The organism is Streptomyces tatrensis, assembly GCF_049310065.1.
In the GTDB taxonomy this organism is placed as follows: Bacteria; Actinomycetota; Actinomycetes; order Streptomycetales; family Streptomycetaceae; genus Streptomyces.
In genome coordinates, this window is the sequence record NZ_JBMDLB010000007.1 from 1,892,960 (window position 1) to 1,919,764 (window position 26,805).

12 protein-coding genes are annotated in these 26,805 nt (G+C 69.2%); 6 read left to right on the plus strand and 6 right to left on the minus strand.

The features are described 5' to 3' along the window. Positions 1-274: 274 nt before the first annotated feature. From ACODT5_RS12150 to ACODT5_RS12170, 5 genes are all read right to left on the minus strand, one after another. A complete protein-coding gene (locus ACODT5_RS12150) occupies positions 275-1,201 on the minus strand; it encodes a carbohydrate ABC transporter permease (RefSeq protein WP_422519173.1) in 927 nt (308 codons plus the stop codon). Positions 1,202-1,213: 12 nt separating this feature from the next. Further along, entirely contained in the window at positions 1,214-2,158 is a 945-nt protein-coding gene (locus tag ACODT5_RS12155; protein WP_422519174.1) for a carbohydrate ABC transporter permease, read from the minus strand. A 43-nt stretch (positions 2,159-2,201) separates the two neighbouring features. Further along, entirely contained in the window at positions 2,202-3,653 is a 1,452-nt protein-coding gene (gene ngcE / locus ACODT5_RS12160) for an N-acetylglucosamine/diacetylchitobiose ABC transporter substrate-binding protein (protein WP_422519175.1), read from the minus strand. A 305-nt stretch (positions 3,654-3,958) separates the two neighbouring features. Beyond that, positions 3,959-6,673 carry an aconitate hydratase AcnA gene (gene acnA, locus ACODT5_RS12165; RefSeq protein ID WP_422519176.1) on the minus strand — a complete coding sequence of 905 codons (2,715 nt, stop codon included), beginning with the start codon at positions 6,671-6,673 and terminating at the stop codon, positions 3,959-3,961. A gap of 154 nt (positions 6,674-6,827) precedes the next feature. Next, the gene (locus ACODT5_RS12170) at positions 6,828-7,952 is read right to left on the minus strand and encodes a LacI family DNA-binding transcriptional regulator (RefSeq protein WP_422519177.1); all 1,125 of its coding nucleotides are present in this window, start codon (positions 7,950-7,952) and stop codon (positions 6,828-6,830) included. 93 nt (positions 7,953-8,045) lie between these two features. Here ACODT5_RS12170 and ACODT5_RS12175 point away from each other — a divergent pair, with 93 nt between their 5' ends. Then, complete coding sequence (locus ACODT5_RS12175) at positions 8,046-10,010, plus strand: amidohydrolase (RefSeq protein ID WP_422519178.1); 1,965 nt, start codon at positions 8,046-8,048, stop codon at positions 10,008-10,010. A 66-nt stretch (positions 10,011-10,076) separates the two neighbouring features. Here ACODT5_RS12175 and ACODT5_RS12180 read toward each other — a convergent pair whose 3' ends face one another. Then, a complete protein-coding gene (locus ACODT5_RS12180) occupies positions 10,077-10,946 on the minus strand; it encodes a haloalkane dehalogenase (protein WP_422519179.1) in 870 nt (289 codons plus the stop codon). A gap of 97 nt (positions 10,947-11,043) precedes the next feature. On the opposite strand from ACODT5_RS12180, the gene ACODT5_RS12185 reads away from it, so the two are divergent. The 5 genes from ACODT5_RS12185 (at position 11,044) to ACODT5_RS12205 (ending at position 26,787) form a co-directional block, all read left to right on the plus strand. Further along, positions 11,044-11,535: a MarR family winged helix-turn-helix transcriptional regulator gene (locus ACODT5_RS12185; protein ID WP_422519180.1), complete on the plus strand. Its 492-nt coding sequence runs from the start codon at positions 11,044-11,046 to the stop codon at positions 11,533-11,535. 78 nt (positions 11,536-11,613) lie between these two features. Beyond that, on the plus strand, positions 11,614-13,143 hold the full coding sequence (locus ACODT5_RS12190; RefSeq protein ID WP_422519181.1) for a helix-turn-helix domain-containing protein: 1,530 nt from the start codon (positions 11,614-11,616) through the stop codon (positions 13,141-13,143). Between the two features lie 156 nt (positions 13,144-13,299). Continuing rightward, positions 13,300-19,662, plus strand: coding sequence for a protein kinase domain-containing protein (locus tag ACODT5_RS12195; protein WP_422519182.1), 6,363 nt, complete (start codon positions 13,300-13,302; stop codon positions 19,660-19,662). A gap of 40 nt (positions 19,663-19,702) precedes the next feature. Next, positions 19,703-22,660, plus strand: a complete 2,958-nt coding sequence (locus ACODT5_RS12200) for a DEAD/DEAH box helicase (protein ID WP_422519183.1) — start codon at positions 19,703-19,705, stop codon at positions 22,658-22,660. Continuing rightward, the gene (locus tag ACODT5_RS12205) at positions 22,660-26,787 is read left to right on the plus strand and encodes an Eco57I restriction-modification methylase domain-containing protein (RefSeq protein WP_422519184.1); all 4,128 of its coding nucleotides are present in this window, start codon (positions 22,660-22,662) and stop codon (positions 26,785-26,787) included. Before ACODT5_RS12200 ends, ACODT5_RS12205 begins: the two co-directional genes overlap by 1 nt. Positions 26,788-26,805: the final 18 nt, after the last annotated feature.

The window sequence follows — 26,805 nt, forward strand, 5'->3', positions numbered from 1 at the left end:
TTCCGGGAGGTCCGGTTCCCTCACGACCTGACCAAGTGGACGCGGCCAAAGGCGACGGGGAGGCCCTGAACCATCACTCCGGTGGAGCAGGGGCCCCGCACGCTGGCACCGCACCCGGCGTCCCAGATCGCACCAGCGACGTACCCGACCGAGTGCCACCCCTCGCAAGCCGCCAATCCGACAACCACCCAATCGAGCTAACGGCCGGGGTGAGCTGGTCGGTCGTGCCCGACCCGTCCGCTGCGTGAGCGGACGCGCTCCTTGATCGGCCGCGCTACTTGAGCGTGGCCGAGGTCAGGCCCGCCTGGATCTGCCGCTGGAAGGACAGGTAGACCACCAGCATCGGGATCATCGCGATGGTCACGCCGGCGAACAGCACCGGCAGGTCCGTCTCGTAGCCCATCTGGTACTGCAGCTGGATCAGGCCCTGGGTGAGCATGTAGCGCTCGGGGTCCGATCCGGTCTGCGGCTGCATCAGCACGGACGGCAGGATGTACTGGTTCCACTGCCCCAGGATGTTGAATATCCCGACGCTGATCAGGCCGGGCTTGGCCATCGGCAGCATCACCTGGAAGAAGATCCGGGTGTGCGAGGCACCGTCGATCACCGCCGCCTCGTGCACGGCCGTCGGCAGCGTCCGGAAGAACGAGTGCATGAAGAAGACGGTGAACGGCATCGAGTACGCCACGTACACCAGGATCAGGCCCTGGTAGGAGTTGAGCATGTCCAGCCGCTTCACCATGAAGAACAGCGGGACGAGCGCCAGGAAGACCGGGAACATGGCCCCGCTGACGAAGAAGAAGTAGATCGGCCGGTTGCCCGTGAAGGGGTAGCGGGCCAGGACGTACGCGGCCATCGAGCCGAGCAGCATCGTCAGCGGGACCGAGAACACCATCACGATCAGCGTGTTGGCGAAATAGTCCCCGATGCCCTTGTCCCAGGCGCGCCCGAAGGCGTCGAACTCCCAGTGGGCCGGCCAGCTCAGGGCCGAGCTGCCGATCTGCACGTCGGTCTTGAACGAGCCGAGCACCAGCCAGATCAGCGGCAGGACGATCAGTATCCCCCACACGGCGAGGAAGCCGTGTGAGAAGACGTTGAGCACCATGCCGTCGGAACCGCTCTTGCTCCCGCGGGGCTGCCCGGTGGCGGCGGAGCGCTTCTCGGCCGCCGCCTCGCCCGGTGCTTTGATCACAGTGGTCATCGTGGTCTCCCGCTAGAACTCGACGTGCTCGCGGCGAGTGGCCCGCAGCGTGATGGCGGAGAGGATCAGGGTGAGGACGAGCATCACGACCCCCATGGCACAGGCGTAGCCCGCATTGCCGAAGTAGAGGAAGTTACGCATCAGCACCGTCGCCATGACCTCGCTGTGGTGGTCCGGTCCGCCGCCGAACTGGCCCGAGGTCATGGTCGACACGAGGACGAACATGTCCATCGCGGCGATGCCCAGATAGACCGCGGAGGTCTGCACAGAATCCCACAGCAGGGGCAGCGTGACCTTGAAGAAGGTCTGGGCGCGCCCCGCGCCGTCGAGCAGTGCGGCTTCGTAGATGTCCTTGGGCACGGACTGCATGGCCGCCGAGAACAGGACGAGGTAGAAACCGACCCCGTGCCAGACGACGACGAGCAGCAGGCACCACATCACGAAGTTGGGCTCGTTGAGCCATTCGATGGGGTGGGCCGGGTCGACCAGGCCCAGTTTGGTGAGGAAACCGTTCAGCAGGCCCCCCTCGTCACTGCGGTACACGGCTCCGAAGAGCACCGCGAGGATGGCGAGGGAGAGCACCTGCGGGAAGAAGTAGATCACCTTGTAGAGGGCGGAGCCCGCCACTCCCTGGACGCCGCCGGCTCCGCTGCGCCCACCGGCGTTCAGCATGAAGGCGAAGAACAGGGCGATGAAGATGGTGATCGCCGGGACGAACACCAGGAGCAGCAGATTGTTCAGCAGCGCGCCGCCGAAGACCTCGTCCTTCATCAAGGCCGAGTAGTTGTCCAGCCCGACGAAGTCGAAAGTCGGTGACTGACCCGTCCAGTTGGTGAAGGAATAGCCGAACGTCTGAATGTACGGCCAGATGACAAAGGTCAGGTACAGCGCAAGGGGCAGGATGAGGAAGCCGGCGATGAAGCCGCCCCGCCCCTTGCTGTTCGCTACATGGCTCATGGTGTCCGTCCCTGGTGTTTCCGGGTGCCCGGTGGACGCGGTGTCAGCTGCGCTTGTTGTTCTTGGCGTTCGGGTCCTGGGTCGCCTTGTTTACCGCAGCCTGGGCCCGCTTGATCCATTCCTTGGGCTGGATGCGCTTGGCCATCAGCTCATTGGACGCGTTCTGGATCTCGGTGTCCATTTCGCTGTACCAGTCGGGGTAGCGGTAGTTGAAGGTGTTGTCCCCGGCCGACTTGAGCGCCGCCACGGCCGACTGCGTACCCGGACGGAGCTTGACCCCCGCGTCCACGCCGTCCTTGAGGACGGTGAGGGAGTTGGCCTGCTGGGCGAAGAGGGTCGACCACTCGCGGGACAGCATCGAGCGGAGGAACTCCAGGCCACCGGCCTTGTTGGCGGCCTTCTCCGGGACGATGAAGGGCTCGCCGGCGCCTGCGCGGATGGCCTCGAAGGGCAGCTTGGAGCCGTCCAGCAGGGGCATCGGCAGGAACTGCATGTCGAAGTCTTCCGGGGTCTGCTTGAGCTGCTCGTTCTCGAGCCAGGAGCCGGAGGTGATGAAGGCGGCCTTGTACTGGTTCCACTGGGTCTGGGACTCGGTGTGGGTCAGGCCGTTGGTGCCCGGCATCAGCAGGTCCTTCTCGACCAGCTCGTACACCGCCTCGACGGCCTCCAGCGCGACCGGGTTGTCCGCGAAGGCGTTCGGCGCCAGGTTGTCGATCGCCTTCATGGCATCCAGGCCGCCCTTCTTGGCGATCAGGTCCATGATGGCGACGTTGATGTAGTACGGGTGCTTGCCCTGGTGGGCCAGGCCGCCGATGTTGGCCGCCTTCGCCTTCTGACAGACGTCCATGAACTCGGCCCAGGTCTTCGGCGCGGTCCAGCCCTTCTCCTTGAAGAGCTTGCCCGAGTACCAGAGGCCCCAGACGGTGTAGACGTACTGCAGCGCGACGAACTTGCCGCCGACCATGCCGGCCTCGATGGCCGCGGGGATCAGGGTGTCCCGGACCTTCTTGCTCGGGTCGTCGAGCGACGGGGCGTCGAGGACCACGGTGAGGTCGGCGAGCTGGTTGCCCTTCACGAGCACGTCCAGCTTGATCTGCTGGGCGCCGGAGTCGTCGATGACGTCCGGCGGGTTGCCACCGTTGAAGCGGGGCTGCAGCTTGGAGGTGATCTCCTGGGTGGCGAGGTGCGAGGAAGTGGTGCCCCACTTCTTGTCGAACGCCGCTTCCCAGGCCTTGGCGTAGTCGTCGCCGTAGCCGCCTTTGAAGACGACCACGTCGAGCTTGCCGCCCTTCGCGACGCCGAACGGGTTCTCCTTGGTGACGGCCACCTTGGACTCGTTGCCCTTGGTCGTCTCTTCGGAGCCGGAGGCGCATGCGGACAGGAAGCTCATCGTCGGTACGGCGATCAGTCCGAGTGCCGCGGAGCGCTTGATCAGGTCCCGGCGGCCGAAGCCCTCACCGTTGCTGTTCTCGCCGTGGGCGGAGGTGGATCCCATGCTCAAGTCCTCGCCTTCGTCAGGAGTGTGAAGGAGGAAGGAAAGTGCGACTGCTGCCGCCCAGCGGACATCACCGCAGGTCCCCGCCATCCCCCCGTCCGGAGCCGCTCGTTTCGCGGTGACCCGGACGGGCACAGGTATAGTCCACTTCCGCTCCTGTGAGCAAGATCATGTACCGGTATGGGCCCCTACTTTTCCGAGTTGAGACCTCACCGTCACCTGAGCCGGACCGTGGGAGCCGCCCGCAAAAACGGAAGGGCCGTACCCCCTTAACGGAGGTACGGCCCTTTGGTGCCGGTATGTGCTTAGCCGCGGATGAGGTTGCGGAGCACGTACTGCATGATTCCGCCGTTGCGGTAGTAGTCCGCCTCACCCGGGGTGTCGATGCGGACGACCGCGTCGAACTCCACGCCGGTGTCGGTGGCGACCTTGACCGTGCGCGGGGTGGTGCCGTTGTTCAGCTCCTCCACACCGGTGAAGGAGAAGGTCTCCTCGCCGGTGAGGCCCAGGGAGGCCGCCGTGACGCCCTCGGGGAACTGCAGGGGCAGGACGCCCATGCCGATCAGGTTGGAGCGGTGGATGCGCTCGTAGGACTCCGCGATGACGGCCTTGACGCCGAGCAGGGCGGTGCCCTTGGCGGCCCAGTCGCGCGAGGAGCCCGAGCCGTACTCCTTGCCCGCCAGGATGACCAGCGGGATGCCGGCGGCCTGGTAGTTCTGCGAGGCGTCGTAGATGAAGGAGACCGGCGCGCCCTCGACGGTGAAGTCGCGGGTGAAGCCGCCCTCGGTGCCCGCCGCGATCTGGTTGCGGAGGCGAATGTTGGCGAACGTACCGCGGATCATGACCTCGTGGTTTCCGCGGCGGGAACCGTACGAGTTGAAGTCGCGGCGCTCGACGCCGTGCTCCGTGAGGTACTTGCCGGCCGGGGTGTCGGCCTTGATGGCACCGGCCGGGGAGATGTGGTCGGTGGTGACCGAGTCGCCCAGCTTCGCCAGTACACGGGCGCCCGAGATGTCCGAGACCGGGGTGGTCTCCATCGTCATGCCCTCGAAGTAAGGGGGCTTGCGCACGTAGGTGGACTGCGGGTCCCACTCGAAGGTGTTGCCGGTCGGGATCGACAGCGCCTGCCACTGGGCGTCACCCGCGAAGACGTCCTGGTAGGACTTGCTGAACATGTCTTCGCCGATCGCGTTCGCGACGACGTCGTTGACCTCGGCCTCGGTGGGCCAGATGTCCTTCAGGAAGACCGGGTTGCCCTCGGAGTCCGTGGCGATGGCGTCCCTGGTGATGTCCACCTTCATGGAGCCCGCGATGGCGTACGCGACGACCAGCGGCGGGGAGGCCAGGTAGTTCATCTTGACGTCGGGGTTGATGCGTCCCTCGAAGTTGCGGTTGCCCGAGAGGACCGAGGTGACCGCGAGGTCGGCGTCGTTGATCGCCTTGGAGATCTCCTCCTCCAGCGGACCCGAGTTGCCGATGCAGGTGGTGCAGCCGTACCCGACGAGGTTGAAGCCCATCTTGTCGAGGTACGGGGTCAGGCCGGCCTTGTCGAAGTAGTCGGTGACGACCTTCGAGCCCGGGGCCAGGGTGGTCTTGACCCACGGCTTGCGGGCGAGACCGCGCTCGACGGCCTTCTTCGCCACGAGCGCCGCGGCGACCATGACGTAGGGGTTCGAGGTGTTGGTGCACGAGGTGATCGCGGCGACGGTGACGGCGCCGTGGTCGATCTCGAAGGAGGTGCCGTCGGCCAGGGTCACCGGGGTGGGCTTGGTGGGCACACCGTTGGTGGACGCCGGGGAGTCGGACGCCGGGAAGGACTCCTTGCCGGACTCCTCGTCGTCGTTGACGTAGTTGCGCACGTCCTGCGCGAACTGCTGCGAGGCGTTCGCGAGGATGATGCGGTCCTGCGGGCGCTTGGGGCCGGCGATGGAGGGGACGACCGTGGAGAGGTCGAGCTCGAGGCGCTCGGAGAAGTCCGGCTCGGCGGCCGGGTCCAGCCACAGGCCCTGGGCCTTGGCGTAGGCCTCGACGAGGGCGACCTGCTGGGCGTCGCGGCCCGTCAGGCGCAGGTACTTCAGGGTCTCGCCGTCGATCGGGAAGATGGCGGCGGTGGAACCGAACTCCGGCGACATGTTGCCGATGGTGGCGCGGTTCGCGAGGGAGGTGGCGGCGACGCCCTCACCGTAGAACTCGACGAACTTGCCGACGACGCCGTGCTTGCGGAGCATCTCGGTGATGGTCAGCACGAGGTCGGTGGCGGTGGTGCCGGCCGGCAGCTCGCCGGTCAGCTTGAAGCCCACGACGCGCGGGATCAGCATGGAGACCGGCTGGCCGAGCATCGCGGCCTCGGCCTCGATGCCACCGACGCCCCAGCCCAGTACGCCCAGGCCGTTGACCATCGTGGTGTGCGAGTCGGTGCCGACGAGGGTGTCGGGGTACGCCTGGCCGTTGCGGACCATGACGGTACGGGCCAGGTGCTCGATGTTGACCTGGTGGACGATGCCGGTGCCCGGGGGGACGACCTTGAAGTCGTCGAAGGCGGTCTGGCCCCAGCGCAGGAACTGGTAGCGCTCCTTGTTGCGGCCGTACTCCAGCTCGACGTTCTGGCTGAACGCCTCGGCCGTGCCGAACTTGTCGGCGATGACCGAGTGGTCGATGACCATCTCGGCGGGCGAGAGCGGGTTGATCTTCGCCGGGTCGCCGCCGAGGGCCTTCACGGCCTCGCGCATGGTGGCGAGGTCCACGACGCAGGGGACGCCGGTGAAGTCCTGCATGATCACGCGGGCCGGCGTGAACTGGATCTCCTCGCTGGGCTGGGCCTGCGAGTCCCAGTTTCCGAGCGACCGGATGTGGTCGGCGGTGATGTTCGCGCCGTCCTCGGTACGGAGCAGGTTCTCCAGCAGGACCTTCAGGCTGTAGGGAAGGCGGGCGGAGCCCTCGACCTTGTCCAGCTTGAAGATCTCGTACGACTCGTCGCCCACCTGCAGCGTGCTGCGGGCGTCGAAGCTGTTCGCCGACACGACAGTCTCCTTCATGCATGAATTCGCGCGTATTGCCGCAATCCTGCCGCGAGGCACTCTGGCCTTTCCGCTAAGGTGAGGCTAAGTTAGGTAACCCTTACCAGCGGGGCGGCTGCGGCACGTCCGGGGCAGATATCTCGATGTCGAGATAACTCTAGTACATGCCAGGGGGGCGGGACGAGGCACGCACCCTCAGCCCCGCCGGTACGGTCAGCCGCCCAGTGGATTCCGCATGTCCGGATTCGATGAGCTTGACCAGGGACGAAACCGCCGATTCGGCGATCCGCTCCGGGTCGAAGGTGACGGTCGTCACGGACGGTTCGTTCTCGGCGTACGCCGGGTCCTCGCTGGCGCAGACCAGCAGGAGGCCCTTCTCCCCCGGGCCGGAGCCGGGTCGGGGACCGGGGATGCCGATGCCGTGGCGCGCGGCGGCGGCCAACACCTGCTTGCCCCCCGGGTCGTATACGCAGTAGACGGCGTCGGGCCGGTCCTGCCGGTCACCCCGGTCACCCCGCTCGTCCCGGTCCCCCCGGTCCGGACGCGCGAAGGCGGAGTCGAAGGCGTGCCCGGCGTCGTCGTTGGGGTCGAAGGGGATCACGAGCGGGGCCCGGCCCCGCTCGGCGCACCAGTGTTCATAGGCTGACGTGACGGCCCCGGTGTAGAACTCCCCGCCGTAGCCCGCGTGCAGCGCGATCCGCCGGGCCCCGGAGGCCGCCAGGTGGTCCAGTACCTCGCGGGTGGTGGCGGTGTGGTCGTTGTCCACCCACACGTCGCCCGGCCGCGGATCGGCCGGGGGCCCGTCGAAGACCACCGGCACCCCGCGCGCCCGCAGGGCGCGCAGCACCGGGTCGTCGGCCGGACTGTCGATCAGCAGCATCCCGTCCACCGCCAGGGTGTGCCACAGCGGCTCGGCGCCGCGGTCGGCGGGCAGCGTGGTCAGGGCGTAGCCGTGGGCGTGCGCCGCCGAGGTGGCGGCGATGAGCAGCCGGGCGTAGTAGGCGATCTTGGCGAAGTCCCAGGCGAAGCCGGCGTACGTGGTCACCGCGATGCCCAGGCTGCGGTTGTGCGGGCCGCGCCGGGCTCCGTAGCCCAGCGCCCCGGCGACCTCGCGCACCCGGCGGCGGGTGGACTCGCCGAGGCGGCCGGTGCCGTTGAGCGCGTGCGAGACGGTCGCGGTGGAGACCTCGGCGGCGCGGGCGATGTCGGCGAGGGTCGGACCGGGGACGGGCGCGGGCGGGGGCATCGGGGTGGGGCCGGAGGCGTGAAGGGGGGCGGGCACGGCGCCATCGTACGGATTTCGTCGCCGGAGGCGGCTTCTGGTTAAGCCCTTAATCAAACAGCGTCCTGGCCACACCAACGTTTTGGAGTGTGCATGCAGTCTTCTCCCTCCCCCCGGTCCCCGCTGTCCTCCGCCTCCCCCCTGTCCCACCTGTCCCGCCGGGGGATCCTCGCGGCCGCCGGAGCCGCGGGCACGGCGGGTCTGCTCGGCGCGGGGCCCGCCGCCGCCTCCCCCGCCCCGCCCGCCGGCGGGCGGAACTCGGCCGCGCTGGTGATCCGCAACGCCTCGGTGTTCACCGGGACCGAACGCCGGGGGCCCGTGCAGGCCGTCGCGGTCGGCCGGGACGGGAAGATCCTGGCCACCGGGACCGACGCGGCGCTGCGCCGGTACGTGGGCCGGGACACCGAGGTGGTCGACGCCCGCGGCAACACCGTGATGAGCGGGATCCACGACGGCCACGTCCACCCGCTCGGGGCCGGCGAACGCTCGCTGTCCCCCTCGCTGGAGAGCGCGGAGACCACCGCGGCCGAACTCCTGGAGATCCTGACCGGCTTCCTCGCCGACACCGGCGGCGCGGGCGCCGAGCCCGACGGCTGGCTGGTGGTGGAGGACTGGAACCCGGTCGGGCTGCTCCCCACCGGCACCGCTCCGCACCACTCGATGCTGGACGCGCTCCCGACGCGGCGGCCGATCGTCCTGATCGGCGGCGACGGGCACAACTGCTGGGCCAACCAGCGGGCCCTGGACATCGCCGGGATCACGGCGAGCACGCCCGACCCGGTCGGCGGCAAGGTGGTCAAGGGCGCGGACGGGAAGCCGACGGGCGTCCTCAAGGACGACGCCCAGGGGCTGGTGAGGCACCTGATACCGGAGCACACCCGCGCCGAGCTGGTCGCGGCGTGCGCCGAGGTGCTGGGGCTGGCGGCCGCGTCCGGGGTCACCACGATGATGGACGCCCTGGTGGGGCGGCACGAACTGGAGCTGTACCAGGCGCTCTCCGCGGCGGGCCGGCTGCCGCAGCGGATCGTCCCCGCGATCCGGCTGGACGCGGACCAGGCCAAGGACCCGGCGGCCTCGCTGGCGTACGCGCGGGGCCTGCGCAAGGACTTCGGGGGCGTGCGGGGCCTCCGCTTCGGGATGATCAAGGTGTTCCTGGACGGGGTCATCGAGTACCCGGCGCAGACCGCCGCCCTGCTGGAGCCGTACCTCGACGCGAACGGCAAGCCGACCACGAACCGGGGCGAGCTCTACACCTCGGCGGCCGACTACGGCCGGCTCAGCGCCGCCTTCAACCGGGCGGGCTGGCAGATGCACGCCCACGGGCTCGGGGACCGGGCGGTCCGTACGGCTCTGGACGGGTACGAGTACGCCCGCAAGGTGACGGGGCAGCGGGACGCCCGCAACGCGGTGGCGCACCTGCAGATCGTGGACCCCGCGGACCTGCGGCGCTTCGCGCGGCTCGGGGTCGCGGCGTGCATGCAGCTCCAGTGGGCCACGCGGGACACCTGGACGGTCGAGGCGCTGCTCCCCTACATCGGGCCCGAGCGGCACCGGTGGCTGTACCCGGCGCGCAGCCTGGAGAAGGCGGGCGCGCGGCTGACGGGCGGTTCGGACTGGCCGGTGGACGCCCTCCAGGTGTGGAACCAGCTCCGGACGGCGATCGACCGGCAGGGCGCGCAGGGGGCGGGCGAGCTGTACCGGGAGCAGGAGGCGCTGAGCCGGGACACCACGCTGCGGATGCACACCTCGGGCACGGCCTGGCAGCTCCGCCAGGACGAGCTGACCGGCACGCTGGAGCCGGGCAAGGCGGCGGACCTGGTGCTCCTGGACCGGGACGTGACGCGCTGTCCGGTGGCCGACATCAGCGGGACGGGCGTACGGATGACCCTGGTCGGCGGCCGTGTGGTGCACGAGGCGGATTCGGCGTCGGGCCGGGCGGCCTCGGCCCGGCTGGCCCGCGCCGCGGCGGCGGGCGCGCGGCCGGCCTCGTACGCCTCGGTCCACGGCGGTGGCTCCGGCGGTGGCGGCAAGGGCCGGCACCACGCCTGCGGGCACTGAGGGGGGCTCCGGGGGCGGGGCCCGGGGCGGGGTGCCCGCTGAACCCCCGCCCCGGGCGGCCGCCGGTCAGCCCGCAAGGCCGTGGCGCGCGGCCCAGGCCGTGACGGCGGCGGCGATCTCCTCGGGCCGGTCTTCCGGGCAGAGGTGGGCGGCCGCGCCGCAGTACTCGCTCTCCAGCCCGGAGATGTTCTCCTCGCTCCACGCGACCAGCCCGGGGCCGACCATCAGGGCGGGCGAGCCGTCGAAGTGGAGCAGGAGCTTGGGCACCTGCGGGCTGGCGGCCAGCCAGGCGTCGTACTCCTCGACCCGGGCGACCACGTCCGCGGGTTCGCCGCCGATCGGCAGGGAGCGGGCCCAGCGGAGCAGCGGGAGCCGGCTCTCGGGGGTCGGGTAGGGGGCTGCGTAGACGGTGTGGTCGGCCTCGCTCAGCGGGTTCAGCACCGTCTTGCCGATGCTGTCCTCGATGAAGAGGTTCCGCTCCAGGATCATCTCCTCCCCCGTCCCCGGGGTACGGATGGCCTCGAACCGGGCGCGGGCGGCGGGCGGGTACTCCTCCCAGGTCATCGGCCGCAGGATCGTCTCCATGAAGGCGAGTCCGCGGACCTGTTCCGGGTGGCGGGCGGCCCGGTCGAAGGCGAGCGCGCCGCCCCAGTCCTGTCCGACGAGGACGAACTCGTCGAGGCCGAGGGCATCGAACCACGCGTCGAGGTAGCGGGCGTGATCGGCGAAGCGGTACTCGCCGCCGGGCTTGCCGGAGCGGCCCATCCCGATGAGGTCGGGGGCGAGGATCCGGACCCGGCCCCCGATCCGGGGCAGTACGCCCCGCCACAGGTGGGAGGAGGTCGGGTTGCCGTGCAGGAAGACGAAGGGGACGCCGTCGGGGGCGCCGAGCTCCTCGTAGTACATGGTCGAGTCGAGCACGTCGATGACGGGCATGGGGAACCATCCGTTCATTTCGTTAGTGCCACAAACGTTTGTGACACCAACGAATTTAAATCGTTAGTGCCCCGAACGCAAGGGGTACGATCCCGGCATGACCACGGAAGAGGACCCGGGCGCCTCCGCCCTCCCGGCGCGACTGCGCGAACTGCCCAGCCGGCTGCTCTCACAGGCCTCGGCGCACGCCACGCGGCTCGTCACCGAGGGACTGAGCGGGGCAGATGCCCGCACATGGCATTACGCGACCCTGGCCGCCCTGGAGGAGTTCGGACCCGCGAGCCAGGCGGCCCTGAGTGGCCGCACCGACATCCACCGCAGCGACCTGGTCGCCGTCATCAACGAACTCGCCGAACGCGAGCTGGTCGAGCGGACCCCCGACCCCGCCGACCGGCGGCGCAACGTCATCACCCTCACGGCCGCCGGCCGGCGCCGCCTGCGCAAGCTGGAGCAACTGCTCGCCGCGGCCCAGGAGGAGCTCCTGTCCCCTTTGTCCGCACCCGAGCGCGAGCAGCTCGTCGCGCTGCTCGGCCGCCTCGTCGCGCACCACGCGCGCGGCGGCCCCACGATGGGAGCTGACGACCGGTAAGTCCCCTTTGGCGCCCATTGACACCCGTCTGCCACGCCCAACGCGGGCGTCATCTCATATCTGAGATACGGTGCATCCATGGCAGACGACTACCTCGTACGCATCGGCAAGCTCATCCGTGACGCCCGGCAGCACCGGGGCTGGACACAGAGTCAGCTCGCGGACGCTCTCGGCACCAGCCAGAGCGCCGTGAACCGGATCGAGCGCGGCAACCAGAACATCAGCCTTGAGATGATCGCGCGCATCGGGGAAGCCCTCGACAGCGAAATCGTCTCCCTGGGCTACGCCGGTCCGATGCACCTGCGCGTGGTCGGCGGCCGCCGCCTGTCCGGCGCCATCGACGTCAAGACGAGCAAGAACGCGTGCGTGGCCCTGCTGTGCGCCTCGCTGCTCAACAAGGGCCGTACGGTCCTTCGCCGGGTCGCCCGCATCGAGGAGGTCTACCGCCTCCTGGAGGTCCTGAACTCCATCGGCGTCCGCACCCGCTGGATCAACGACGGCGTCGACCTGGAACTCGTACCGCCGGCCCGCCTCGACATGGACGCCATGGACGCGGACGCGGCCCGCCGCACCCGCAGCATCATCATGTTCCTCGGTCCCCTCCTCCACCGGATGGACCACTTCAAGCTGCCCTACGCGGGCGGCTGCGACCTCGGCACCCGCACCATCGAGCCGCACATGATCGCCCTGCGCCGCTTCGGCCTGGACATCACCGCGACCGAGGGCATCTACCACGCCCAGGTCGAGGCCGGGATCTCCCCGGACCGCCCGATCGTGCTGACCGAGCGCGGGGACACCGTCACCGAGAACGCGCTGCTGGCCGCCGCCCGGCACGACGGCACCACCGTCATCCGCAACGCCTCCTCCAACTACATGGTCCAGGACCTGTGCTTCTTCCTGGAGGCGCTCGGCGTCCGGGTCGACGGCGTCGGCACCACGACCCTGACGGTCCACGGCATCCCGAACATCGACGTGGACGTGGACTACTCCCCGTCCGAGGACCCGGTCGAGGCGATGAGCCTGCTGGCCGCGGCGGTCGTCACGGAATCCGAACTCACCATCCGCCGGGTTCCGATCGAGTTCATGGAGATCGAGCTCGCGGTCCTGGAGGAGATGGGCCTCGACCACGACCGCTCCCCCGAGTACACGGCCGACAACGGCCGCACCCGCCTGGTGGACCTCACCGTCCGCCCGTCGAAGCTCGAAGCGCCGATCGACAAGATCCACCCGATGCCCTTCCCCGGGCTGAACATCGACAACGTCCCCTTCTTCGCCGCCATCGCGGCCGTGGCCCAGGGCCAGACCCTGATCCACGACTGGGTGTACGACAACCGCGCCATCTACCTCACGGACCTCAACCGCCTCGGCGGCCGCCTCCAACTCCTGGACCCCCACCGCGTCCTAGTCGAGGGCCCCACCCGCTGGCGCGCCGCGGAGATGATGTGCCCGCCGGCCCTGCGCCCGGCGGTGGTCGTCCTCCTGGCGATGATGGCGGCCGAGGGCACCTCGGTCCTGCGCAACGTCTACGTCATCAACCGCGGCTACGAGGAACTGGCGGAGCGCCTCAACTCGGTGGGCGCGCAGATCGAGATCTTCCGCGACATCTGACACCGCACCAAACCACCGCCGCGAAGACATCCACCCCAAGAATCAAAGTCCGTTGACGGCGTCAACAGGCCTGTGTAAACCTGGGTGGTAGGTCAAGGTATACGCTCCTTTTGGGATGTAGACCACCCTGCACGCGGCAGGTGAAACGGGGGGGCAGTGAGCCTGGAGACGATCGACGCACGGTTTCGCATCACGGGAATCGTGGGGCGCGGCAACATGGGCGAGGTGCACCGGGCCGACGACCTCCAGGCCCCTCCGGACTCCCCGCACAGGGTGGTCGCGATCAAGACCATCCTGCGCGGGCGGACCGGTATCGCCGTCGACACCTCAGAAGCCAACAAGGAGGTCGCCCGCTTCCGCCGAGAAGTGCGGATCATGCGCATGCTCTCCCAGGGGCACCCGAACCTCACCCGGCTGATCAGCGGTGGCGTCGACGAGACGCCGGGCGGCAGTGGCCTGCCGTACCTGGCCATGGAACTGCTCGACGGCCATCCGCTCGCAGACCTCATCGACGAGGAACCCCAACTCCCCGTTTCCTGGGTCGCCGCCATCGGAGCGCAGATCGCGGCCGGTCTCACCGCCGCGCACACGGCCGGGGTCGTCCACCGCGACCTGAAGCCGGCCAATGTGATGCTGACCCGCGACGGCACCATCAAGGTCCTTGACTTCGGCATGGGCTCGATCGTCGACGATCCCCATCAGACACGGCTGACCAGCACAGGTGTCAGCGTCGGCACCGCCCGCTACATGGCACCCGAACAGTTCCGGGCGGAACACGTCTCCGCGCTCGCCGACCTCTACGCACTGGGCTGCATCCTGTACGAACTGCTGGTCGGACAGCCGCCGTTCTCCGCCCGGACCCCGTACGAACTCTCCGAGCAGCACCAGCACCAGCGGCCGCCAGTGCTGACACTGGTACGTCCGGACCTGCCGGCCGAATTGGTCCGCCTGGTGGACCGCCTGCTGGAGAAGGACTCCGAACTGCGGCCGGAGAACGCCGCGCTGGTCCGCGACGTGCTGGTGCCGCTCGCGCTCGCACCGGACGACACGGCCACCCTGCTGGCTCCGCACTGGCAGGTGATGGACCCGGTGGCGCGACTGCGCGCCCTGCTCCCGGAACGCACCCCGGCCGCACCGGCGCCCGTGCCGCGCAGGGAACCGCGCCTGCCCGAGACCATGGACGTCTTCGGGATCCACGCCGAACTGATCAGTCAGTACGAGGACTTCACCAAGAGCGCGACGGTGTTCCGGGATGCCCGGATCGAGGGCTACGTCAAGGACGACCTGGCGGCGAAGTCGCAGTGGCCCAATCCTTGGCTGTCACTCAACCCGTTCTTCGCCGACGGAGGCAAGGTCACCGACCTCGTACGGGACGGCATGCTGCACCCGAAGTGTGCGGAGATCTTCCAAGCGGGGAAGAAGGAAAGCTCGCGACGCCCTGACGGGCGGCCCCTGACCTTCCACCTCCACCAGCGGCAGGCGATCGAGGCCGCGCAGGCGGGCGATTCCTACGTGCTGACGACCGGTACGGGTTCCGGCAAGTCGCTGGCGTACATCGTCCCGATCGTGAACCACGTCCTGAAGGAGCGCCAGGCGGCCGGCCAGAACGCGGGAGGGCGGGTGCGCGCGATCGTCGTGTACCCGATGAACGCCCTGGCCAACTCGCAGTTGATGGAGCTGGAGAAGTACCTGCGCCACGGTTTCGGGGCAGGTCAGGAGCCGGTCACCTTCGCCCGTTACACCGGCCAGGAGTCCGAGGAGCAGCGTCGGGAGCTGCGCAAGAACCCTCCGGACATCCTGCTGACGAACTACGTGATGCTGGAGCTCATGCTGACCCGGCCGGACGACCGGTCGAGCCTGATCCGGATGGCCGAGGGACTGCAGTTCCTCGTCTTCGACGAGTTGCACACCTATCGGGGCAGGCAGGGCGCGGACGTCGCGTTCCTGATCCGCCGGGTCCGCGAGGCATGCGGCGCCTCGGCGACCCTGCAGTGCATCGGCACGTCGGCGACCATGTCCACCGAGGGGTCCTGGGAGGAACAGCGGCGCGAGGTGGCCAGGGTCGCCGGCCGGCTGTTCGGTACGACCGTACTGCCGAAGCGCGTCATCGGCGAGACCCTCATCCGGGCGACCGAGGAAGCACCGTCGACCGTACCCGCCGAGCGACTGCGGGTGCCGGCGGCGCCGCGTTCATACGAGGCACTGACGAAGGACTCGCTTGCTCGTTGGCTGGAGTCACGGTTCGGCCTGGAACGCGAGGCGGACACGGGGCGGTTCCGGCGCTGCCCCCCGGGCACTGTCGAGGCTGCTGCGGCCGACCTGAAAGCACAGTCCGGGGTAGCCGAGGAGACCGTGCGCGAGGCGATCCGCACCACTCTTGAGGCGGGTTCGCAGGCGAAGAATCCGATGACGGAACGACCCCTGTTCGCCTTCCGGCTCCACCAGTTCCTCTCCAAGGGCGACACCGTCTACACGACGCTGGAGGATCCGCTCAGCCGCCCGCTCACCCGCACCTACCAGCTGGAGCAGCCGGGCAGCGACGGCAAGCCGCTGTTCCCGCTCGCGTTCTGCCGTGAGTGCGGCCAGGAGTACCTGACCGTCTGGCGCACCGAGGAGAGCGGCGCGTTCCGGTACGAGCCGCGCCGGAACACCTCCGCCTCCGGGGGTCGTGACGGAGAGGGTTACTTGTACCTCGGTGTGCCCGGGGAGGACTACGAGTGGCCGGCCGATCCGCAGAAGGCCGTGGACGACAGGCGGTTGCCGGAGTCGTGGCTCGAGTCGGACGCGCAGGGCATCACCATCGTGAAGAAGTCCTACCGACCGCGGCTGCCCGTGCACGTCGTCGTGGACGGGTTCGGGAACGAGTCGGGCGAGGGACTGGCGGCAGCGTTCGTCCCGGCGCCGTTCCTGTTCTGCGTGCACTGCCAGGTCTCCTACGAGCAGACCCGCGGCCGGGACTTCGCCAAACTGGCCACCCTGGACCAGGAAGGACGTTCCTCGGCCACCTCCCTGATCTCCGCGTCGATCGTGAAGTCCCTGCGCGCGGTGCCCGAGGAGAGCCTGGGCAAGGAGGCACGCAAGCTCCTCACCTTCGTCGACAACCGACAGGACGCCTCGCTCCAGGCCGGTCACTTCAACGATTTCGCGCAGGTCACCCAGTTGCGCGGTGCGCTCTACCAGGCCGCTGTACAGGCGGGCGAGGAAGGGCTGCGCCACGACGACCTCGCCGAAGCGGTGACCACGGTGATGGGGTTGTCACCCCGCGAGTACGCGGGTGGAAAGTCCTTGGCTCCCTCGATGGAGAAGCGCGCGACGAAGGCTTTCGGTGACGTCGTGGGGTACCGGCTCTACCGGGACCTGGAGCGCGGCTGGCGCATCACCATGCCGAACCTCGAACAGACGGGGCTGTTGCGCATCGGCTACGAGGACCTCGACTGGATCGCCGCTCAGCCGGAGCGCTGGCAGTCCACTCACACCTCGCTGCGCAACTCCGACCCCGCGCTGCGGGAGGAGGTCGCCCGCACCCTGCTCGACTACATGCGGCGGGCCCTCGCCATCGACGTACAGTACTTCCGCGACGACTTCGACACGCTGCTGCGGGCCAGCGAGGAGCGGCTCACTGGTGCGTGGGTGCTGAGCGAGAGCGACCGGCCCACCGTCGGCACCGCTTACCCGTACGGTTCGAAGCCCGGCATGGAGCGCTCCGCGCTGTTCCTGTCGGCCCGCGGCAAGTTCGGCAAATACCTCCGGCGGAACATGCCCGATCTGCGCGATCTCCCGCAGGACGATGTCCAGAGCGTCATCGAGGACTTGCTGATGGTGCTGCTCGACGCGGAACTGGTGCGCGAGGTGGAGGCGGCCCCCGAGCGCACCGGCCCCGCCTACCGCCGTTGGGCGGCCGAGAAGCGCACCGGATACCGGGTGTCGGCCGCCGCTCTGGTGTGGCGGGCCGGGAACGGTGAGCGGGGCGCGATCGATCCGCTGGCGCGCACGTACAGCAGCGGGGAAGGGCCGCGCGTCAACCCGTTCTTCCGCGACCTGTACCGGACGGCGTCGTCCGAACTGGCCGGCCTGTTCGCCCGGGAGCACACCGCGCAGGTCACCCCGGAGGACCGGCTGGAACGGGAGGGCCAGTTCCGCACGGCGGAGCTGCCCCTGATGTACTGCTCGCCGACGATGGAGCTGGGTGTCGACATCTCCTCGCTCAACGCCGTGCTGATGCGCAATGTGCCGCCAACCCCGGCGAACTACGCGCAGCGGTCGGGCCGGGCGGGCCGTTCCGGCCAGCCCGCGCTGGTGACCACCTACTGCGCCACGGGTAACAGTCACGACCAGTACTACTTCCGCCGTTCCCAGGACATGGTGTCCGGCCAGGTGGCGCCGCCGCGCCTGGACCTCGCCAACGAGGATCTGGTCCGCTCCCACCTGCAGGGCATCTGGCTGGCGGAGACCGGGATGAAGCTGGGCACCGCCGTCCCTGACGTCGTGGACGTGGCCTACGACCCCGAGGGCGGCGACCGTCCCGATCCGCAGATGCCGCTGCCGCTCCTCCCCCACGTCCTGGACCTGTCCCTGGACGAGGGCGCCCGTCGGCGCGCGGTCGCTGCCGCGCGTACCGTCCTCGCCCCGCTGATCGCGGAGTTCTCGACCACCACCTGGTGGTACGACGAGTGGATCGAGGACCGGATCGAGCGCGCCCCCCAGCGGTTCGACGACTCCTTCGACCGGTGGCGGCAGCTGTTCCGGGCGGCCGTCGTCGACCAGTACGAGCAGAACAAGCGGGTCGTCGACCACACCCTCTCGCAGGGAGAGCAGGGCCGGGCGCGCACCAGGCGTCGCGAGGCCGAGACACAGACGAACCTGCTGCTGAACCGCTCGACCGACAGCAAGTCGGTGATGAGCGACTTCAACCCCTACCGCTATCTGGCATCGGAAGGGTTCCTCCCCGGCTACAGCTTCCCCCGGCTTCCCCTCGCCGCGTACATCCCGCGCTCCGGCAACCGGCGCAACGCCGACGGCGACTACCTGCAGCGTCCCCGCTTCCTCGCGATCCGGGAGTTCGGACCCGGCGCCCTCATCTACCACGAGGGCGCCCGCTACCAGGTCACCCGCGTGCAGCTGCCGCCTGACGCCTCGGGCGATCTGGCCACGGCGGAAGCGCGACGCTGCGACGGCTGCGGTTACCACTACGCCGTCAAGCCGGGCACGGACAGATGCACGATGTGCGGGGAAGAGCTGAGGAACAAGCGCACCGGTCTGCTCCACCTGCACACCGTGTACACCACTCCGCGCGAACGGATCTCCTCCGACGAGGAGGAGCGCCGCCGGGCAGGCTTCCGGCTGGAGACCTCGTACGCGTTCCAGGACCACGGCGTGCGCAAGGGGCGCCTCACCTCGCATGTTACCGACGCCGACGGCACGCCCGTCCTCGACCTGAACTACGGCGACTCGGCGACCGTCCGCATCACCAACCTCGGCCGCGTCCGCGACAAGGAAGGCGAACCGGACGGCTACTGGCTCGACCTCGGGGACGGCCGCTGGCTCAATGACCGGGCCGCCGCGGACGCCATCGAGGGCACCGGAATGCCGGTGATCGACGACGACGGCAACGAGAAGCGCCATAAGAGGCGTGTCCTGCCCTACGTGGAGGACCGCCGCAACATCCTGGTGGTCACCCTGGACGAACCGCAGCCCGAGCCGGTGGCCCTGTCCTTCATGTACGCACTGGAGCGGGGCATCGAGGCGGCGTTCGAGCTGGAGGATTCCGAGCTGACCGCGGAGCTGCTGCCTCCGGACGACGGCCCGCGGCGTCACATCCTGCTCACGGAGGCAGCCGAGGGCGGCGCCGGTGTGCTGCGGCGGATCCAGCACGACAAGGGCGCGCTCGCCAAAGCCGCCCGGACAGCTCTGGAACTCTGCCACTTCGACCCTGAGACGGGCGAGGACGATGGCGGGCCGCCCGAGGGCGAGAAGTGCGCCCGCGGTTGTTACGCCTGCCTGCTGACCTACGCCAACCAGACGCACCACCGCAAGCTCAGCCGACACGGTGCACAGCCCCTGCTCATGCGGCTGGCCGGCGCCCGTACCGAGCGGGAGGACCGGGGCGAGTCGCGCAGCGAACGCTTCCGCAGGCTTGCCCCGGCGGTGGACGTCAGCAGTGGCGCCGCCGCACCTGCGAGGGCCGGAGCTTCGTTGCCGACTCCGCTGGAGGCGGACCTCGCGGCGCTCGTCGCGAGCGGTGACCTGCTCGGCTGGCTTAGGGCGAAGGGCTATCGCCTTCCGGACGAGGTCAAGCCCCTGGTCCCGGAGGCGGGAGCCTGCCCCGACCTCGTCTTCCGGCTGGACGGCGCCAACCTCGCCGTGTTCGTCGACGGCCACGGCCATACGTCCGACGCGACACGTGACATCGAGGCGGGCTACCGGCTGGAGGACGCCGGCTGGGACGTCGTGCGCTTCCCGGCGGACGCGGACTGGGATGCCATCATCGAGATGAATTCCGCCTACTTCCACCTTCGTTGATCGCACTGCCTTTCTCGATCCCAAGGAACTGAGACATCTCATGAGCCTCACGTACACAGTCGGCTCTCTGGTCGCCGCCCGTGGCCGGGAATGGGTGGTGCTGCCCAAGAGCACCTCCGACATGCTGCTCCTGCGTCCTCTGGGTGGGAGCGAGGACGACATCGCGGCCGTCTTCCCCACCTTCGAAGAAGTGCGTCCCGCCGAGTTCGCTGCGCCGAGCCCCGCCGACTTGGGTGACCAGCGCTCCGCCGCTCTACTGCGCACCGCCCTCCGGATCGGGTTCCGTTCGGGTGCGGGCCCGTTCCGCTCGCTCGCTTCCATCGCCGTGGAGCCCAGGGCCTACCAGCTGGTCCCGCTGCTGATGGCGCTGCGGCAGCGGACCGTACGGCTGCTGATCTCGGACGACGTCGGCATCGGGAAGACGGTCGAGGCCGGCCTGATCGCCAAGGAGCTCCTCGCGCAGGGTGAGGCGTCCCGGCTCGCAGTGCTGTGCTCCCCCTCGCTGGCCGAGCAGTGGCAGTCCGAACTGCGGGAGAAGTTCGGTATCGACGCCGAACTCGTCCTGTCCTCCACGGTGTCACGCCTGGAGCGCGGCCTCGAGCTGGGCCAGTCGCTGTTCGAGAAGCACCCTTACACGATCATCTCCACGGACTTCATCAAGTCGACCCGGCACCGCGAGGACTTCATACTGCGCTGCCCCGACCTGGTGATCGTCGACGAGGCCCATTCCTGCGTGGCCGCAGACGATGCGGGACAGGTCTCCACGTCCAACTCGAGCCAGCTCCGTTACGAGCTGCTGCGCAAGGTCTCCGCCAAGGCCGACCGGCACCTGCTGCTGCTGACCGCGACCCCGCACTCCGGCAAGGAGTCCGCTTTCCGCAACCTGCTCGGCCTGGTGCGGCCCGAACTCGCGACGCTGGACCTGGAATCCCCCGCGGGACGGGCCAAGCTCGCCGAGCATTTCGTGGCCCGCAAGCGCGCCGACGTCCGCGAGTACCTCACGAAGGAGGACGGTCTCGCCGACGACTCCCTGGCCGAGCGGACCGCCTTCCCGTCCGACCGCTGGACGAAGGACGAGCCGTACAAGCTGTCGCCCGCCTACCGAGCTCTGCTCGACGACGCCATCGCCTATGCGCGGGACCGCGTGACGGCAGCGGGGGAACAGGGCAGGCGTGAGGCCCGGATCGCCTGGTGGTCGGTGATCGCGCTGCTGCGCTCGATGGTGTCCTCGCCCGCGGCCGCCGCGCAGACCCTCAAGACGCGCTCCGAGTCCGCGACCGCCCGTACCGCTCAGGAGGCGGATGCGCTGGGTGCCCCGGTGGCCTCCGACTCCGCCGACAACGACCGCCTCGAAGGCATGGACGTCGCGCCGGGCGCTGCCGAGTCGGAGGAGGCGGGCGCCCGGCTGCTCGAACTGTCCCAGCGGGCCGCCGCGCTCGTCGGCCCGGCCGAGGACGCGAAGCTGAAGGCGCTCACCCGGCATCTGAAGGGCCTGATCGCCGACGGCTACCACCCGATCGTCTTCTGCCGCTACATCCCCACCGCCGACTACCTCGCCACTCAGCTCAAGGGCAAGCTCGGCAAGAAGACGAAGATCGCCGCGGTCACCGGCACGCTCTCCCCTCAGCAGCGCCTTGAGCGCATCGAGCAGCTGGCCGTAGAGGCCGCGGGCGAGGACCGCGACCCGGCCGCCCGCCGCGTCCTCATCGCCACCGACTGCCTCTCCGAAGGCGTCAACCTCCAGCACCACTTCGACGCCGTCGTCCACTACGACCTGGCTTGGAACCCCACCCGCCACGACCAGCGTGAGGGCCGTGTCGACCGCTACGGGCAGAAGCGCGACCAGGTCCGTGTCATCACCATGTTCGGCGAGGACAACGGCATCGACGGCAAGGTCCTGGAGGTGCTCTTCATGAAGCACCGGCAGATCTTGAAGGACCTGGGCATCTCCGTCTCCGTCCCCGACGAGACCGCCTCCGGTGTCACCGACGCCGTCGTGGAGTGGCTGCTGCTGCACGGACGGCAGGGCAGCCAGGAGAGCCTGTTCGACCTGGACGGCCACCAGGACTCGTTCGACCGCATCGAGCGCGAGTGGAACTCGGCCGCCGAGCGTGAGAAGACCTCCCGCTCCAAGTACGCCCAGCGTTCCATCCACCCGGAGGAGGTCGCGCGCGAGGTCGCCGCAGTGCGGGCCGCGCTGGGCGGCGCCGAGGAGGTCCGCGGCTTCGCCCTGGACGCCCTGCGCGAGCTGAATGCTCTGGTCCGCGACCCGCGTGACGGGACCGGTGACTTCACGGCCCAGGCCGGCGGCGCCCCGGCCGGCCTGCGCGACGCGCTCGCCGCCACACTCGGCGGACGGCTCGTCGAGGAGGACCGCGCGATCTCCTTCCGCGCGGCGCCCGCGATCGGCCGCGGCGAAGCCGCTCTGGTCCGCACCGACCCTGCCATCGGCGCCATCGCCTCGTACGTCTTGGACTCGGCACTCGACGCGAACACCCCCGGGCCCCGGCCGGCCCGCCGTTGCGGTGTCGTCACCACGGATTCGGTCACCGTCCGCACCACGCTCCTGCTGGTCCGCTACCGCTTCCACCTCACTCTGCCGTCCCGCACCGGCCCGCAGCAGCTCGTCGCCGAGGACGCCCGGCTGCTCGCCTACGAGGGTGCGGCGTCGCGCGCCCGCTGGTTGGACGAGGACGCCACCGCCGCACTCCTCGCGGCCCGCGCCACGGCCAACACCCACGAGCAGCTGGTCCGCAACCAGATCTCCAAGGACCTGGCCGGCCTGCCGGGCCTGGCTGCGCACCTCACCGAGTACGGCACGCGCCTGGCCGCCGAACTCGATGCCTCACACCGCCGGGTCCGCAAGGCCAACGACGAGATCGTCCGCGGCCTCAAGGTTGTCCCGCAGGAGCCCGCCGACGTCCTCGGCGTCTACGTCTACCTGCCGCAACAGCCCGCCACCGTGTCCGCTTCTACCGTGTCCGGAGCCGAAGCCTGATGTCCGCCGCCACCCGCACCGCACTGGCCTTCACCTCCGTCACCACGGTCGGCGGACTGCTCCCCTCCGACATGCTGCTGCGCATCGCCGAGGCGCGGAACCTGCCGGGCACCAAGTCCGCCGACTACGGCCTGCCTGCCTCTGTGCCCGTACGCGACGAGGCCGAGCGGGCCTGGGAGTACCTCAAGCCGCTCTGGCGCGACCTGCGCACCGCCCTGCCGTCGGACCCGAAGACCGGCGCGCCCGCCGCCGACCCGACCGGGCGGGCCGGCACCGACTGGCTCGCCCAGCTCTTCCGCAAGCTGGACTTCGGCGCGCTGACGGAGGTCGGCTCGGCCGGCATCCCGGCCGACTCCGACCCGGACAAGCGCTTCCAGGTCTCCCACCGCCACGGCCCCGCGCTCATCCACCAGATCCCCTGGAACCAGGAACTCGACAAGCGCCCGGCCTCCGGCCAGGTCCCGCCGCAGTCCATGCTCCAGGACTGCCTCAACCGCACCGAGGCCCACGTGTGGGCCGTCCTCACCAACGGCCGCCGCCTGCGCCTGCTGCGCGACTCCTCGTCCTTCTCCACCGCGGCCTACGTCGAGTTCGATCTGGAATCCCTCTTCGACGGCGAGCTGTTCAGCGAGTTCGTCCTGCTGTACAGCCTCCTGCACGCCTCCCGGTTCACGGTGGCGGAAGGTACGGCGGCTTCGGGATGCTGGCTGGAGAAGTGGCGCGCCGAAGCCGTCACCTCCGGCGCCCGCGCCCTGGACCAGCTCCGCCTGGGCGTCCAGAACGCCCTGACCGTCCTCGGCACCGGCTTCCTGCGCCACCCGGACAATGCCCGACTGCGCGAGAACACCGACCCGAAGGCCCTCCGGGACGCCCTGCTGCGCCTCGTCTACCGCCTGCTCTTCGTCTTCGTCGCCGAGGACCGCGGTGCCCTGCTGGACCCGGATGCCGACAAGGCGGCGCAGCGGGACGTGTACGAGGGCTACTTCTCCTCCGTCCGGCTGCGCGAACGCGCCCGCCGCCGTCAGGGCACCGCCCACGGTGACCAGTACGCGGCCCTGCGCATCGTCCTGGGCGCCCTCGGCACGGAGGGCGGCCGCCCCGAACTGGCCCTGCCCGGGCTCGGCGGCCTCTTCTCCCCCACCGAGACCGACGCCCCGCTCGACGACCTGCAGCTCTCCAACGAGTCACTGCTCAGCGCTGTCCGCCACCTAGCCCAGGTCCGCGACCCCGGCGCCCGCCGCTGGCGCTCCGTCGACTACCGCCACCTGGACGCCGAGGAACTGGGTTCGGTCTACGAGTCCCTCCTTGAGCTGGAGCCCAAGCACTCCGCGACGGACCGGTCCTTCGAGCTGGTCGAGGTGGCGGGCAACACCCGCAAGACGACGGGTAGTTACTACACCCCGTCCTCCCTCATCGAGTGCCTGCTCGACACCACGCTCGACCCGGTGATAGACGATGCCGTCAAGCGGGGCGAGCAGCGTGCCACCGCCGCCGGCCGCCCCGACCCGGCCGACGACATCGTCGCCGAGCTGCTCTCCCTGACGGTCTGCGACCCGGCCTGCGGCTCCGGCCATTTCCTCGTGGCCTCAGCCCGGCGCATCGCCAAGCGCGTGGCGTCCGTACGCGAGCGCAACCCGGAGCCGACGCTCGACGCCATGCGGCACGCCCTCCACGAGGTCGTAGCACGCTGCATCTACGGCGTTGACCTCAACCCCATGGCCGTGGAGCTGGCCAAGGTCTCCCTGTGGCTGGAGGCCATGGAGCCGGGCAAGGCGCTCGGCTTCCTGGACGCCCACGTGAAGCGCGGCAACGGCCTGATCGGCACGACGCCGAAGCTGCTGGCGGACGGCATCCCGGAGGACGCCTTCAAGCCGATCGAGGGCGACGACCGGAAGTACGCGGCCGGCCTCGTCAAGCGCAACAAGGCCCAGCGGGGCGGCCAGGACGAGCTGCTGTTCGACACGGACACCCTGCCCGGGAACGAGCGGTACGCCGCCGAACTCGCCCGTATCACGACCGCTCCCTCCGACCTCCTGGAGCAGGTACGGGCACAGGAGTCGGCCTACCGCGCCTACACGGAGTCGACCGCGTACGTCCACGATCTCCACGCGGCCGACGCCTGGTGCGCGGCGTTCGTCTGGCCGAAGCGCGACGGCGCCCCAGAGGCCCCGACTGACCAGGTCTTCCGCGCCCTGCGCGCGCGTGACCAGTCGGTGGTGCCGGACACGACGCACGCCGAGATCCTGCGGCTCCGGGATGACTACCACTTCTTCCACTGGCACCTGGAGTTCCCGGAGGTCTTCTCCGTCCCGGAGTCGGGTGCCGGTGTTCAGCCGGGGACGGGCTGGGCGGGTGGGTTCGACGCGGTGGTGGGGAATCCGCCGTGGGAGCGAGTGAAGCTCCAGGAACAGGAGTTCTTCGCCCAACGCGACCCTCGCATCGCCGAGGCCACGAATGCCGCCGCCCGCAAACGTCTCATCGGCGAACTACGCGACGACCGCGACGGTGCGCATCTGTATGCCGAGTTCGAAGCCGCCAAGCGCCGTGCGGAGGGCGAGAGTCACTTCCTGCGTGCCAGCGCCCGCTTCCCGCTAACCGGGCGAGGTGACATCAACACGTACGCCGTCTTCGCGGAGACAGATCGGACGCTGACGGGACCGCGCGGGCGGACAGGTGTGATCGTGCCGACGGGGATTGCTACAGACGCAACGACGCAGTTCTTCCTCAAGGACATCGTCACGAAGGGACAGCTTGCCGCTCTTTACGACTTCGAGAACGAAGACAAGGTCTTCGCCGAGGTTCACAACCAGCTGCGGTTCTGCCTGTTTATGCTGCGAGGCTCGGGCAACCTCCATGAGCCCATCCGGATGGTGTTCAAGGTGCGCCAGCCTGAGCAGATCATCGATCGGAGTTACCTGCTCTCAGCTGAGGACATCCTGACCATGAACCCGAACACCGGGACTTGCCCTGTGTTCAGCAGCAGGCGGGATGCAGACATCACTCTGGGCGTCTATCGTCGCGTGCCAGTCTTGATCGACGAGACGAAGCAGGTGGGCGGGAACCCCTGGGGCATCTCATTTGCACGTATGTTTGATATGTCAAACGACTCGCATCTCTTTCGTCCTGCTGCCCAGAACGGTGAGACCTTCGACGATCTCCTCAAAGCAGGATGGATCGCAGACGGCAACGTTCTCGTCCGTGGCGAGGAGCGCCTGCTCCCGCTATACGAGGCGAAGATGCTCCACCACTACGACCACCGCTTCTCCACGTATGAGAACGCCACGGAAAAGCAGCTCAACAAGGGGACGCTTCCGCGCTTCACCCTGGAACAACACCAGGACGCCGCCGCCGTGCCGCTGCCCCGCTACTGGGTTCCGGAGCATGACGTAGCGACCGGCGAAGCCAACAAGAACGGCACAGAGATCAGGATCCCCGGCGTGCGCCGCCGCCTGTCCGCCAAGGGGTGGGACCGGCACTGGCTGATGGGGTGGCGGGATATCTGTCGGGCGAGCGATGAGCGAACGGCCATCTCGTTCGTCTTCCCCCGGTCTGGAGTGGGCAACAAAGTCCCCGTCATGACCTCGGATCTCGACGCGACCGCACTCGCATCGCTCATTGCCTGCCAGTCTTCCTTTGTTCATGATTTCTCCAGCCGCCAAAAGGTCAGCGGAGTCACAATGAACTTCTTTATCTGGCAGCAGCTGCCCGTAGTCAGTCCCCGTACGGTCGAACCACATCTACCTCTCATCACCCCCCGCGTCCTCGAACTCACCTACACCGCTGCCGATATGTCTCCCTTCGCCCGCGACCTCGGCGACACCGGCGCCCCATTCCGTTGGGACCCCGAGCGCCGTGCCGTCATCCGCGCCGAACTGGACGCTCTGTTCTTCCATCTCTACGGCATCACCCGCGACGACACCGCCTACATCCTCGACACCTTCAATGTCACCCGCGACAACGACATCAAGGCGCACGGCGAGTACCGCACCAAGAACCTGATCCTCTCCGAGTACGACCGGATGGCCGCCGCCGGCCTGACCATGGAAAACCCGCTCACCGAGGGCGAGTCCGGCAGCTACCGTTCCACCCTCACCCCGCCCCCCGGCCAGGGACCCCGTCACAGCTGACCCATCCCAAGAAGGCAA

Excerpts from the sequence above, each read along its gene's own strand:
- ACODT5_RS12185 (WP_422519180.1), top strand. The coding sequence starts at position 11,044 with ATGACCACGGAAGAGGACCCGGGCGCCTCCGCCCTCCCGGCGCGACTG.
- ngcE (WP_422519175.1), bottom strand. The coding sequence starts at position 3,653 with ATGGGATCCACCTCCGCCCACGGCGAGAACAGCAACGGTGAGGGCTTC.
- ACODT5_RS12155 (WP_422519174.1), bottom strand. The coding sequence starts at position 2,158 with ATGAGCCATGTAGCGAACAGCAAGGGGCGGGGCGGCTTCATCGCCGGC.
- ACODT5_RS12150 (WP_422519173.1), bottom strand. The coding sequence starts at position 1,201 with ATGACCACTGTGATCAAAGCACCGGGCGAGGCGGCGGCCGAGAAGCGC.
- ACODT5_RS12180 (WP_422519179.1), bottom strand. The coding sequence starts at position 10,946 with ATGCCCGTCATCGACGTGCTCGACTCGACCATGTACTACGAGGAGCTC.
- ACODT5_RS12200 (WP_422519183.1), top strand. The coding sequence starts at position 19,703 with ATGAGCCTCACGTACACAGTCGGCTCTCTGGTCGCCGCCCGTGGCCGG.
- ACODT5_RS12205 (WP_422519184.1), top strand. The coding sequence starts at position 22,660 with ATGTCCGCCGCCACCCGCACCGCACTGGCCTTCACCTCCGTCACCACG.
- ACODT5_RS12190 (WP_422519181.1), top strand. The coding sequence starts at position 11,614 with ATGGCAGACGACTACCTCGTACGCATCGGCAAGCTCATCCGTGACGCC.
- ACODT5_RS12175 (WP_422519178.1), top strand. The coding sequence starts at position 8,046 with ATGCAGTCTTCTCCCTCCCCCCGGTCCCCGCTGTCCTCCGCCTCCCCC.